The 12,363-nt window shown below is 63.3% G+C and carries 11 protein-coding genes; all 11 read right to left on the bottom strand.

The window, feature by feature from the left end; translation table 11 throughout:
- Window positions 1–121 precede the first annotated feature (121 nt).
- A complete protein-coding gene (locus tag AC54AG_RS25650; RefSeq protein WP_496632117.1) occupies window positions 122–844 on the bottom strand; it encodes a transposase in 723 nt (240 codons plus the stop codon).
- Window positions 845–978: 134 nt separating this feature from the next.
- Entirely contained in the window at window positions 979–1,125 is a 147-nt protein-coding gene (locus AC54AG_RS25645) for a hypothetical protein (RefSeq protein WP_496632115.1), read from the bottom strand.
- A gap of 18 nt (window positions 1,126–1,143) precedes the next feature.
- Entirely contained in the window at window positions 1,144–1,824 is a 681-nt protein-coding gene (locus tag AC54AG_RS25640; RefSeq protein ID WP_034753797.1) for a response regulator transcription factor, read from the bottom strand.
- A gap of 136 nt (window positions 1,825–1,960) precedes the next feature.
- A complete protein-coding gene (locus AC54AG_RS25635; RefSeq protein ID WP_496632112.1) occupies window positions 1,961–3,088 on the bottom strand; it encodes a PAS domain-containing sensor histidine kinase in 1,128 nt (375 codons plus the stop codon).
- Window positions 3,089–3,137: 49 nt separating this feature from the next.
- On the bottom strand, window positions 3,138–6,242 hold the full coding sequence (locus tag AC54AG_RS25630) for a DEAD/DEAH box helicase (protein WP_496632110.1): 3,105 nt from the start codon (window positions 6,240–6,242) through the stop codon (window positions 3,138–3,140).
- Window positions 6,243–6,449: 207 nt separating this feature from the next.
- Window positions 6,450–6,938, bottom strand: a complete 489-nt coding sequence (locus AC54AG_RS25625) for a YbjN domain-containing protein (RefSeq protein WP_254671660.1) — start codon at window positions 6,936–6,938, stop codon at window positions 6,450–6,452.
- A 25-nt stretch (window positions 6,939–6,963) separates the two neighbouring features.
- Complete coding sequence (locus AC54AG_RS25620; protein WP_331778964.1) at window positions 6,964–7,632, bottom strand: hypothetical protein; 669 nt, start codon at window positions 7,630–7,632, stop codon at window positions 6,964–6,966.
- 9 nt (window positions 7,633–7,641) lie between these two features.
- The gene (locus tag AC54AG_RS25615; RefSeq protein ID WP_496632108.1) at window positions 7,642–9,345 is read right to left on the bottom strand and encodes a putative porin; all 1,704 of its coding nucleotides are present in this window, start codon (window positions 9,343–9,345) and stop codon (window positions 7,642–7,644) included.
- Between the two features lie 68 nt (window positions 9,346–9,413).
- Window positions 9,414–10,130, bottom strand: coding sequence for an energy transducer TonB family protein (locus AC54AG_RS25610; RefSeq protein WP_223279041.1), 717 nt, complete (start codon window positions 10,128–10,130; stop codon window positions 9,414–9,416).
- A gap of 10 nt (window positions 10,131–10,140) precedes the next feature.
- Entirely contained in the window at window positions 10,141–10,551 is a 411-nt protein-coding gene (locus AC54AG_RS25605) for an ExbD/TolR family protein (RefSeq protein WP_331778962.1), read from the bottom strand.
- 13 nt (window positions 10,552–10,564) lie between these two features.
- The gene (locus AC54AG_RS25600) at window positions 10,565–12,346 is read right to left on the bottom strand and encodes a DUF2341 domain-containing protein (RefSeq protein ID WP_331778961.1); all 1,782 of its coding nucleotides are present in this window, start codon (window positions 12,344–12,346) and stop codon (window positions 10,565–10,567) included.
- Window positions 12,347–12,363: the final 17 nt, after the last annotated feature.

The following is a 12,363-nucleotide window of genomic DNA, read 5'->3' as shown; positions in this document are numbered from 1 at the left end:
AACTCAACCAAAACAATTAGGGTCGGAGTCGAATTAAATCTGATTCTGTCGCCCCGAAAATTTAATAGGGACATAGTAAAGGGCATTTCAATAAAACGTCAGAAAGGAATCATTTTTTATTTTAAATGCGAATGTGTTTCACGGCGTCCGCTTCGGCCACGATTTTGCGGGGACGGCCGCGCTTGGCAGGCAGCACTTGCCGCTGCATTTTCTGCTCCAGCGCCTGCTTGAAAGCGTCGGACCCGAGCGGCCAGCCCTTCAATACAGCCTGTTCCAGGGTTTTGACCTGGCTGCTACCGAGGCCTTGCTCGAACAAGCGCAGATACGCCGCCTCGCGGTCGAACGGCGTGTTGCCCAGCGCCCAGTACAGCGCGTGGTCGGTGATGACGGGATCGGGTCGCACACCGGCATGGTGGGCATAGCTCGACCACGTATGGTCGAGGGCATGTGCCACCAGCCCCGTTTGCACGGGCACGCATTCGAGGTAGCGGCAGCAAGTGAGGAAGAAATTGTCGGGATCGATGACGGAAGTTTTGTAGCGTCCCTGCCACAATGCCCCTACACGGTCGTATTTTTGGTTGAAATAGGGCACGTAATAGCGTCCCAGCCACTGCATCAGCTGCCCCAGACCCGTCGCATCGCTGGGCGTGGCCAACAAATGTAGCTGATCAGGCAATAAAACATAGGCATGAATGGCCACCTTGAACATTTTCGCGCCCGTTTTCAGCCAGGAGAGGAATTGCGCGTAATCTGCCGCGTCCTCGAACACGGGCTGGCGGTTGCTGCCGCGCTGGATCACGTAATGGGGCAGTGCTGGAATGATAAGGCGGGGCAAACGGGCCATGGCAAGAGTCGGTAAAGATAGGCTAAGGCCTTGATTTTACACACTTTCGAGCACAAGACGTGACTCTGACCCTGTTTTATTTGACATGCTGAAAAAAACGGCTGACTCTGTCCCTTAATTGCAAAACAGGATACTCATGCACCTTCGCAAAAGGCAAGTGGATAGTTCCAACGGCCACCATTGTCGAGACAGCTGTCTATTTTCCATTCCTGACGCAGCCACAGGACAGCACAGGACAATCCAATGATCAGCAATAGCCCAAGCAGGAAACGCAGTTTCATGTGAACCGCTTCTGGCGGTCAGGACAGATTAAAACTGGCCGACAGGCTGTAGCCCTCGCCATACGCGCTGCGCAGCGGCAAGTCCTGGCCCAGACCTGTCTTGGCTTTCTTGCGCAGGCGGTACACGAGCATGTCGACCCGGCGCCCCGCGTCGGGATCTTCGCCGCCCATGCCGGCCACGATGACATCGCGCGGCACGGGGCGGGTATTGATGGTCAACAGGTGCAGGAAGTTGAATTCCTTTTCCGTCAGGGCGATGACGGCCCCCATCAGCTCAAGTTGGCGAGCGCTTACTTTCAAGGTCCACTTGCCCGGCTCGGGCACGGGATCTTGCGGACCGACGCGGCGGTCGAGCGCCTCGATGTGGGCGGCCAGTTCGGGGAATTTGATCGGCTTGGTCAGATAGTGGTCGGCACCCAGGCGCAAGCCGAGGATGCGGCTGTCGAAAGCGACGCGCCCCGTCAGCACCAGCACGCCGATTTGCGGATACAGCTGGCGCATGCGGGGGATGACGTTGAAGCCATCCTCATCGGGCAAGCCCAGGTCCAGCACGACCACGCCAACATTGCCATGGCTCAACGCCGTCCACATCCCGCCAGCGGAGCTGGTGATATGAACTTCGTGTTCGAGCTCAACGAGAAACTCCGCCATGTCTTCGGCGTAGTCCAGATTGTCTTCGACGATCAGTATTTTCGTCATTGCAACGCCATTCTTCCGTTAGTGAGCTACCGTGGGCAAACCATGCCATTCACTTCTACACCATGATGGACGGCACAATAGGTTTACGTCAAGGAATTATCACGGTTGCCTTCAGCGGAAGCAACTTTTTTCTAGTCTAGCCAGGAAGCGGCAGCCAAATCCGGAAAAGTGCCCCGCCTTCGGGCAGATTATGCCCCTGCAAACTCCCGCCATGCACGTCGACGACGGCGCGCGCCATGTACAGGCCCAGGCCCGCGCCCGGATGCGTCGCATGGCTTCCACGGCTTCCTTTCTCGAACAGTCGCGCCAGTTCTTCTTCCCGCAAGCCAGATCCCGCATCGCGCACGCACAGCGCCACGCCGCCTTCGGGTACCAGCCTGGCTGACAAGGTGATGGCGCTGCCCGGCGGGCTGAACTTGACGGCGTTATCCAGCAAGATTTTCAGGCACAGGGCCATGCCGGGCACGTCGCAGCGCAGCCGGGCCGGCAAGTCTTCGTCGAGTTCCAGCTGCACCGGGTGGCTGGCAGGCACGGTGGCGGCCGCCTGCTGCAGCAAGGCCAGCGGCGCGATGCCGTCGGCGGCCCGCTCGCGGCCGATGGCCGCCATGCGTTCGGGCGACAGATAGTCGTCGATCATGGCCAGCAGGCGGTCGACGGCCGTCTGGATTTTTACGTAGCGCTTGCGCGTGGCCTCGTCGGCATCTTTCGATGTCGAGACGAGGCGCTGGATGGCGCCGTCGATGGTGGCCAGCGGCGTGCGAAATTCATGCGACAGCATCGAGGCGAAGCGCTTCTGCTCCTTTTCCCGTTCCGCTTCCTGCGCCTGGGCCGCGCTGACGTCGCGCACCGTGCCCGCCAAGGTCAGGCCCCTCCCTGCCGCCGCGGGCACGATGGTCGAACTGATTTCCAGCGCCAGCTGGTGGCCGTCCGCGTGCGGCAGTTCCACTTCGCGCAGCAGGGTCAGGCGGCTGGTGTCGCCATCGCGCCAGCGTTGCAAGCGGGCCGGCACGTCGGCCGCCAGACGCGCCGCATGCTCGCGCAAGGCAGGCATGTCATGGCCCGTCAGGCGCTGCGCGGCGGGGCTGATGTAGAGCAATTCGAGGGTGGTGGCGTCGAGCAGGAAGGCCGCGTCGCGCCCGTGCTCGGCCAGCAGGCGGAACTGCGCTTCGCCCGCCCGCGCGCGCAGCAGGGCGCGGCGCAACTGGACGAAACGCAGCGCCATGAGGATGGCGCCGGCAAGCAGCAGTAAGAAAATGGGCAGCATGCGTTATACCTGGCAAGAAAGAATCGCCAAGTATAAGCGTGCGGCAGCGTTAATCTTCCAGCGGGGCGAAAATCTGCTGCAAGTCTTCCTGCGTGAGGGCCATCTTCTGCGATTCGCCTTCGGCCAGGATCGATTGCGCCAGCTCCGATTTCTTTTGCTGCAGCAGCTGGATTTTTTCTTCCAGCGTGCCCTTCGCGATCAGCTTGTAGACGAACACGGGCTTGTCCTGGCCGATGCGCCAGGCGCGGTCCGTGGCCTGGTTTTCCGCCGCCGGATTCCACCACGGATCGTAGTGGATGACCGTGTCGGCCGCCGTCAGGTTCAGGCCCACGCCCCCCGCTTTCAGGCTGATCAGGAAAATCGGTACGGCGCCCTGCTGGAAGGCCGCCACTTGCGCCCCCCGGTCCTTCGTTTCGCCTGTTAAAAGCGCGTAGGGAATGTCGCGCGACTCGAGTTCTTCCTCGATCAATTCCAGCATGCTGGTAAATTGCGAGAACACAAGAATCTTGCGCCCTTCGTCGAGCAAGTCTTCCACCATCTGCATCAGGTCGAGCAGCTTGGCCGAGCCGGCCGACTGCTTCTTCGCCGGCAAGGACTTCACCAGGCGCGGGTCGCAGCACACCTGGCGCAATTTCAGCAGCGCTTCGAGGATGACGATCTGGCTGCGCGCCACGCCCTTCTTGTCGATTTCTTCACGTACCTTTTGATCCATCGCAAGACGCACAGTTTCATACAGGTCGCGCTGCGGCCCCGTCAATTCCACCTTGCGCACCATTTCCGTTTTCGGCGGCAGTTCCTTGGCCACATTGTCCTTCGTGCGGCGCAGCAGGAAAGGCTTGATGCGGCGGTTCAGCAGCATGCGGCGCAGCGGGTCGTCCTGGCGCTCGATCGGATGGCGGAACTGGGTGTTGAACGTCTTCTCGTCGCCCAGCAAGCCCGGCAGCAGGAAGTGGAATTGCGACCACAGTTCGCCCAGATGGTTTTCCAGCGGCGTGCCGGACAAACACAGGCGATGGCGCGCGCGCAGCAGGCCCGCGCTTTGCGCCGCCTTGCTGCGCGTATTCTTGATGTAATGCGATTCGTCGAGGATGACCAGGTGGAAATCGTGCTCGCGCAAGGTTTCCTCGTCGCGCGGCAACAGCGCGTACGTCGTCAGCACCAGGTCGCATTGGTCGATCTGGTCGAACTGCTGGGCGCGGTCCTTGCCTTGCAGCAGCAGCACTTTCAGGGAAGGCGCGAACTTGGCCGCCTCGTCCTGCCAGTTGCCCATCAAACTCGTCGGTGCAATCACCAGGGCCGGATGCGTGAGACGGCCCGCCTCCTTTTCCACCAGGATATGCGCCAAGGTTTGCACAGTTTTACCTAAGCCCATGTCATCGGCCAGGATGCCCGCCAGGTCATGGTCGCGCAGGAATTGCATCCACGCCAGGCCATCGGCCTGGTAATCGCGCAAGGTCGCCTGCAGGCCGGCTGGGGCCGCCACTTTTTGCACGGAACCGAACTGGCTCAGCTTGCGGCCCATGGCGCGCAATTGCTCGCCGCCCGTCCATTCCATCTCCAGGCCCCGCGCCAGCTCTTCCAGGCGCGCCGCGTCCAGGGTCGACATGCGCACGGCATGTTTGATCTTGTCGCTGAAATACAATTCGCCCAGGGTGTTCAGGATGGGGCGCACACGGCCCCACGGCAGGGCCACGCGCGTACCGTCCGGCAAGGTTGCCAGCATCTGGTCATCGTCCGCGTGCGCCTCGATGACTTTCGGATTGAAATCGTTAGGTGCGTTGCGGATCAGCTGTACCAGCACGGGCAGCAGCGGCACTCGTTCGTGGTTGACGACGATGCCCAGTTCCAGCTCGAACCAGGCGTTGCCGCTGTCCGGGTCCTGGTCGTCGATTTCCGCGTACCAGTCGCCCACGTCGCTCACGTCATAGCGGTACTTGGCCGTCTTTTCCACGATCCAGCCCTGCTCCAGCAAGGCGTCGATGCCGGACTCGGCAAAACGCAGCCATTCCGCCTGGGACGGCAGTTGCAAGGCGCCCTTCAAGCCGCTCAATGGGGCCGAGCCCGGCTTCTTGAATTGCAGCTCGGCCAGGGTGGCCAGCGCACGCGCTTCGTCGACCGTATTTCTCTGGATAATTTCCGTCACGTCGCCCACTTGCCGCACCACGCGCTGCGACGGGTCGAACGAGACGCGCTCGCCATCGTAGTCGTAAGACAGCACGGCAAAATCGCTCCAGCGCTGGATGCTGCCATCGGCCAGCATGGCGCTATCGAGCAGCAAGACCGGTTGCGCCGGCACGTCCTTGCGCAAGCGCTGCGGCAACGGTTGCGGCAGCGGCATCAAATGCTGCAAGCCTTGCGCCAGCAGCAGTTGCGACACGCGCACCTTGTCATTCGCGTTCAACGGCGGCGCCTGCGCCACCAGCGCCTGCAAGTCGGCCAGGGAAATGTCGGAGCCGCCCTGGTTCAGTTCCAGCACGCCGCACGACAGATTGTCGATGTACCACGGCGGATCGGTGGGCAGCATGTAGTCGATCTGGTCGGCGCCATGGTGCTTCGCGCCTTCCGGCGGGTCCACTTGCCAGCCCAGACGCATGGTCTTGCCCTCGTCGCGCCAGAACAGGCGCGCGGGACGCACGGGACCTTCCTTCAACGGGTACACGAGGCCATTGCCGACATCGGCCCAGGAATTGGCCCACAACAATTTATCCTGCTCGGCCAGCATTTTCAGCAGGGCCGCGCCCACCTTGCCCTTCGGCTCCGTGGCGCTGCCGGTCTGCGAATTCTGCCCGCTGCGCATGGCCACGAAGAAACGCACGAGGTCTTCGTCGGCCGGCGTCAAAAACGTGGGGGGCGCCGACAGCAGCGAAAAGATCTCGCTGATGGGCGACGCCGCCGCCACGTCGCCGTTCGGCCGCAGCCGCGCCTTGTACAGGCACAGGGCCACGTGGCGGCCGCCGCTGGTGGGCGCCAGCACGTAGATCAGGCGGTGCTGGTTGAGTTTGGGATCAGGCTCGGCAATCGTCAGCACGGCCTTCGGATGGGCGGCAGCCTCCACCCGCTGCAGCCAGGTGGCGACGGCATACGGCAAAGGCGCTCCCGGCGCGCTGGCCGGGGCAACTGGGGTTTCACTGGTTTCGTCGCGGGTAAAATCCATGGGGCGCATTTTTGTGTAAAGGTCGTATCCAAATCGGCAACAGGCAATATTATCCGCCATACAGCCGTTGCTGGCTTGATTCACACACGCTCTTTGAGCAGTTTTAATGCGCGATGCCTAAAAAATAAGTATTTAATACGACACTTGAGACCCGCAGATGGCAAAAATGGCCCGTCGCGGGCCATTTTTCCTCCACTGGACGGCTTATCAGGCCGGCACAGTTTCTTCTTCTGCCACGCTGGCGGCCTCGACTACCGGTGCGGTGCTTGTATCGACCGGCGTAAAGTTGCGCAAAAACAAGAAGAACTGGCCCATCATCTGCGTCCACAGTTGCAGATTGATATTCAGGTACTCCGTGCTGACGCCGCCGGCGACCAGCACATCCATCTCCAGCACGACGAAATCGCCATGCTGGGCCACGCGGGCAAAACGCTTGCTGCGGTGCCATTCGGCCAGCAAGCCGGCCGGCAAGTCGCCGCCCTGCACGCGCAGCGGGCAGCTCAGGGTCAGATCCGCGTACTGGCCAGGCGCGGCTTCATTGCCCCACAGCACCTGGAAGCCGATGCCATGGCTGGCGCTGTGCAGGCGCACGACGCCGTCGTGTTCGATACTGGTCACGGCGCAGCCGGCCGCCTTGATGGCGTCGGCCGTTTGTTCCGCATTCAGGGTGGTCAGCAAGTTGTTGGTGTTTTCCATCGTCATTCCATTCATTTCAAAAAAATTATTGGGGGGCCGGCGTTTCTGTTTGGCGTGCATCAAAGCGGCCCTGGTACAGCTGGTCGCCATACTGCTGCGCGATTTGCTCGAGTTTCACCCTGCTTTGCGCGGCGAACGGCTGGCGCGCCTTCATGACGTCCAGCACGCCGAGGCCCTCATACGCTTGCAGGATGTCCTGCCCAGCCGCATACAGCTGGGCATTCTTGCTTTCGCAGCGCGCCAGGGCGCCCCGCTGGGCCGTCACTTCGCCGTCGAGACGCGCGCGCTCCGCTTCCAGCCGCTTGCCCGTGGCAGTCAATTGCTCGCTGGCCTGGCGGTACTGCGCCAGGCTGGCGGCCGCCTCTTGCGCGGCGGCCGTGCTGCGCTGTTGCTGCTCGCCCAGTTTTTCCCGCTGCGCGCGCTCGTGCGCCAGTTGCGACTGGCTGCGCGCCAGCTCCTTTTTCAAGCCATCGCTGGCGGGCGCGGCCGCAGCGGGCGCCGCCTTCTCGGCCGGTACACCCTTGGCTTTCAGCAGTTCCAGCTCGCCGCGCGTCTGCTGCAATTGCGCCGTCACGTTGCGCAGTTCAGCCCGCAAGCGCTCTTCCATGCTTTGCCCCTTCTGCGCCTGGGCCGTGCCGGCGGCCAGCAAGCTCAGCAGCAATAAAGGCAGGCGCATTTTGTTGGATATCAACATCATGGCTCCTTAAAAACGCGCGTTCAATTCGATTTGCAAGGTGTCGATCGACAGTGCCGAACCGAACACTTCGCGGCTCGACGTCCAGCGGCCGTTCAGCCACGTATTCTTGTCGAGCGCATACGCGCCGCCCAGGTAGTAGCCGCGCGCATTCGTGCCACCCAGGTGGAAAGTGGAATCGTTGTAGGCGTCAGGCAAGGCATCCGGTTCGATGCGCTTGTAGCCAAGCAAGACGTTCCAGTCGCCGCGCGCAGCCGGGCTGGCCTTGCCCAGGGTCGCTTGCAGCATGTAGGCATTGCCGCCGCTCTTGAAATCGGCTTGCGAGACGCCGCCCGTGCCGCCGAAGTTGTTCATGATGCCGCCCTTGGCGCGCGCCCACATTTCGTTCTTGTCGTAAGCCATGTTGCGCACATAATCGCCTTCGATGCGCAAATCCGTGCCGCCCGCGACCTTGCTATCCCAGCGCGCATTCAGGTTGGCCAGGCGGAACTTCGAGGCCAGGCCCACGAATTGCGGCTGCGGCGTATTGGCCGGGTCCAGCGGGTTCAGAGCGATATTGCGCAGCAACATCAAGCTATTGCCCTTTTGCATGCTCGATGGACGCGACCAGTCCGTGCTGCAGCCATCGGCGCCCGCGTACAGCGCGCACGGCTGCGAGTACTCTCCACTGATGTTGCGGAAGTTGTAGTAGGCCAAGGCGCCGCGCAGCTGATGGTCGCTATTGATCTTCCACGACGCGCCCACTTGCGCGCCCAGCAGCCATTTGTTTTCGCTCGACATTTTTGCCTGGCTGCGGCTAGGCGCATTGTCGGACGAATACTCGAGCGGAATCAGGCCCAGGGTACCGAAGACGGTGACGTCCTTGTTTGCACCGACCGGTTGCTGCACCTTGGCGGCGATACCGTCGAAATTGAGTTCGCTGGAAAACAGTTCGTCGCCAGACACAAACGGATTGTCGAAACGGCCCGCCGTCAGTTTCAGCCAGGAAGCGGGCTGGTAGGACAACCAGGCCTGGTCCAGCCAGATGTTTTTCTTGCCCAGGCCGCCACCGAGGGTTTGCGTGGTGGACACGGGGCTGTCGTCGTTGCCGCTGGCCAGGCGGATGCCTGCCTGCGTGGTCTCGGAAATATCGGCCAGGATGCCCAGGCGGGCACGCGCGCGCAGCAAGTGCTTGCGGTCTTCGCGCGTGTTCAGCAACGCCGGCAGAGCCAGGTTGGTGTTCGAATTGACGTCGTAGCCGCTGCCGCTGTTAAGCGAGCGCCAGTCGATCTCGATATTGCTGTTGGCCATGTCGTAATAGCGCGACTCGTAGCGCGCGCGCACGTCGCCTTCCAGGCGGATGCGCTTGGTCCAGGCCGGTGTTTCATTCGGCGCCGCCCAGCCGCCCGCTTTTGCCTCGGCCATGACCTGGCCCTTGATCTCGTCGCGGATCTGCTCGCGCACGGTTTGCGAAATATACGGCACACGCACGTCGCCCGGCTGCACCTGCGCCAGGGCGGCCGGCGCGGCGGCCGGACGGGCCTGCGCTTGTGCCAGCGCTTCGCTCTGCGCCTGCGCCAGCAGCGCTTCGCCGGCATCCTTGTTCAGGGCGCCGCTCTGAATCAGGCCGCGGATCAGCTTGACCATGGTGCTGTCGGCCGGGGCTTGCGCTTGTACCGCGCCCGCCGCCATGCTCAGGGCCAGGGCAGCCAGCGCCAGCGGAAGGCGGCGCATGCGCTGTGAGGGAGAGAATAAGGAATTCATTGTTTCTTTCGGAAAAAATTAATATGAATTTGGGGACGCTATGGCCGGCGGCCCTTAATGGAAACGCGGGCCGGGAAACGCAAGGACGCCGGTGGCCGTTCATCGGCGCGGAAGTCGCGCACCATGGCCAGCACTTGCTCATCCGTCTGCGCATTGCCCGTGCCTTGCACCAGCTGCACTTTCGTCGTCTTGCCTTCCGCATCGAGCCACAGGTCGACGCGGATATCGCTAAACGCCAGCTGGCGCGTGCGCGGGTCGCGGGCAAAGGCGAGCTGCAGCGCGTTAGCCACATAGCGGCCATACGATCCCGCGCCGAGTCCGCCGCCACCGCCGCCGCCCGTCATGCCGCCGCCGCGTCCGGCCTGGATGCCGAAGGCATCGCTGCCGGCCTGCGCCGCACCGTCGATCGTGACGGGGTCGCCCTTGTCCGGCGACGGACTTTCCGGCGCGTCATCCATGGGCTTGTCGGCCGGCGTCGGTTCCGGCTCCGACACTTCCGGCACCACCTTGTCCGGTGTCGGTTCCGGCAGTTTTTCCGGTTCCGGCGGCGGTGGCGGCGGAGGGGGCAGCATCAGCATCGGCGGGGCCGCCACTTCGCGCTTGGTGGCGGCCGTGTCCGACAGCAAATACCAGACCAGCGCGGCCAGCGCAGCGGCCAGCAGCACGCCGCCGGCCACGCCGCCCCAGCGGCGCCACCACTGCGCCGCGCCCGACGATTCCGGCGCGGCCATCTTCATCATGTCGTCACGCTTCACCTTGCGCTCCTCATGCCGGCTTGCCGGTCACCAGGCCCACCTGGTTCAGGTCGATGCGGCGCAGCAAATCGAGCACTTCGACCACTTTCGCGTACTGCACGGCGGCATCGCCGCGCACGATCACGGGAAAGTCGGGCGTCAGGGCCTTTTCCGTGCGCAAGCGCTCTTCCAGCTCGGGCAGGGTGACGGGATAGGCGTCGAGAAAGACCTGGCCCGCGTTGTCGATGGTGATGGCCTTGGTCTTCGGTTTTTCCAGCGCCATGGCCGAGCTGGCCTTGGGCAGGTCGACCTTGATGCCGGGAATGCTGGCGTTGCTGGTCAAGATGAAGATCACCAGCACCACCAGCAGCACGTCGACGAAGGGCGTGATGTTGATGCCGCCGCTACGCTTGCGGGGGGTAAACTTGGCGGAGGTGGTCATGGTTATGCGCCCCTCACGCCTGTTGCAGCACGGGACGCATCTGGCGTCCGTCGCCCTGCTCTTCAGCCAGGCGCGTGGCGAATTCGTCGACGAAGACGGCCATGTCGGCAACGATGGCGTCCGAACGCGAGGACAGCCAGTTGTAGCCGAACAGGGCAGGGATGGCCACGCCCAGGCCGGCGGCCGTACACAGCAGCGCGGCAGCCATGCCCGGCGCCACGGAGTTGATGTCCACGGCGCCTGCCATGGCCGCCACGACGAACACCAGCATGATGCCGATCACGGTGCCGAACAGGCCGACATACGGTGCGCCTTCGATGGTGGTCGACAGCCAGATCATGCGTTTGGACATGCGCTCGCTTTCACGCACCATCACGCCATCCATGGCGGCGCGGATGGCGCCAATCGTTGCGTTCGAGACGGCGTTCAGGTCGTAGCCGCGGTCGTGGCGGCGGCGCATCTCGTCGATGGCCACGTCATACAGACGCCACAGCGAGGAATCGGCCTTCACGGAAGCGCTGAGCTTGCCGTTGCGCGACAAGTGGTCGAGCGGCGCGCCGGCCGCTTCGTGGAACGACTGCATGAATTGCGCATTGGCGCGCGAGATGGCGCCATAGCTGCGGCCCTTGCCGATCATGATGATCCACGACAAGACCATCATCAGGCCCAGCACGCCGACGACGATCCAGGCGTCGAGCGGCATGGCGGCGATGATGAAACCGAAATGGCTTTTACCCGCTTGCTGTTCGTCTGCGCCAAACACGGCCAGGCGCGATTCGGAACCTTGCGAGACGGCGTCGGCCAGCAGCAGGGCGTCGGGACGGGCCGTGCGCGACAGGCGCAGCTCGTCGATGGCGCCCGTGAAGTTGGCCAGGGTGGCGGTACCGGAAGCGACCGGCGGCGCATCGGCGCCCACCGAGGCGGCCGTCGTAAAGGCTGGCAAGGCGATGGCCAGCGACACGGCCGGACGGCCGCCCACGTACAGGGCCACGTTGGCTTTGTCGGCCTTGACGGCCAGGTGCGACCATTGCGCGGCCTGGATCGGCTGGCCCGGCTTGCTGCGCTGGCCATTCACCTGCACGAAGGGCACGCCCTGGTCTATGCCGATCAGCAATTCATTGGCGCCGTCGCGGCGCGCATACAGCACTTGCTGCGCGCCCAGGCTGTCGGGACGCACCCAGGCGGAAAACGTGAACGGCGCACCGGCGGCCAGCGCCAGCGATGGCGAGGCGGGCAGCATCAACGGCGTGGTGCCCAGGCGGGCGCCGGCACCGATGACGGAACCGTCGAGCGACGGCACGGCCGTCTGCGCATGGTTGCCGTAGGCGGTGCTGTCGCGCGAGGGGACGCCAGGTTCGGTGAAGTGGTACACGAGGCTGTAGTCGGGGTCGAAAGTGCGCTGGCCATTGCCGGAAGCGGGCGCCTTTGGATTGCCGTAGTACATCCACAACTGCTGCGGCGTACCAGCCGTCAGGGCCGGCACGTCGACCCAGATCAGGGCGATGCCCAGCAGCGGATTGAATTGCTCGATCTGGTGGTTCAGCACCGTTTTATCGTCGCCCGCCACGAAACGCAGGTCGGCGCCGTTGTCGCTGACGCCTTCGAAGTTGAAGTTACCCGAATGCAGGCGCAGCAGCACAGGAATGCGGCCGGGATCGCCGCCCACGGCGCCCGCCTTCGGGCCGGCGTCGACGGTGACGGGTTTGCGGTAAGCCCAGTCGGGCTGCCACCAGGCATGCGCCAGGCCGGGAACGAGCGTGCCCAGGATCGTGAGCAGGAAAAAAAGACGTTGCATGACAGTGATTCTCCGAA

It is taken from the genome of Janthinobacterium sp. BCJ23, from assembly GCF_059617945.1.
The sequence above is the reverse complement of the archived record's forward strand: the minus strand, read 5'-3'. Positions and strand labels throughout refer to the sequence as shown.

Excerpts from the sequence above, each read along its gene's own strand:
- AC54AG_RS25630 (WP_496632110.1), bottom strand. The coding sequence starts at position 6,242 with ATGGATTTTACCCGCGACGAAACCAGTGAAACCCCAGTTGCCCCGGCC.
- AC54AG_RS25640 (WP_034753797.1), bottom strand. The coding sequence starts at position 1,824 with ATGACGAAAATACTGATCGTCGAAGACAATCTGGACTACGCCGAAGAC.
- AC54AG_RS25650 (WP_496632117.1), bottom strand. The coding sequence starts at position 844 with ATGGCCCGTTTGCCCCGCCTTATCATTCCAGCACTGCCCCATTACGTG.
- AC54AG_RS25600 (WP_331778961.1), bottom strand. The coding sequence starts at position 12,346 with ATGCAACGTCTTTTTTTCCTGCTCACGATCCTGGGCACGCTCGTTCCC.
- AC54AG_RS25605 (WP_331778962.1), bottom strand. The coding sequence starts at position 10,551 with ATGACCACCTCCGCCAAGTTTACCCCCCGCAAGCGTAGCGGCGGCATC.
- AC54AG_RS25625 (WP_254671660.1), bottom strand. The coding sequence starts at position 6,938 with ATGGAAAACACCAACAACTTGCTGACCACCCTGAATGCGGAACAAACG.
- AC54AG_RS25620 (WP_331778964.1), bottom strand. The coding sequence starts at position 7,632 with ATGTTGATATCCAACAAAATGCGCCTGCCTTTATTGCTGCTGAGCTTG.
- AC54AG_RS25615 (WP_496632108.1), bottom strand. The coding sequence starts at position 9,345 with ATGCGCCGCCTTCCGCTGGCGCTGGCTGCCCTGGCCCTGAGCATGGCG.
- AC54AG_RS25635 (WP_496632112.1), bottom strand. The coding sequence starts at position 3,088 with ATGCTGCCCATTTTCTTACTGCTGCTTGCCGGCGCCATCCTCATGGCG.
- AC54AG_RS25645 (WP_496632115.1), bottom strand. The coding sequence starts at position 1,125 with ATGAAACTGCGTTTCCTGCTTGGGCTATTGCTGATCATTGGATTGTCC.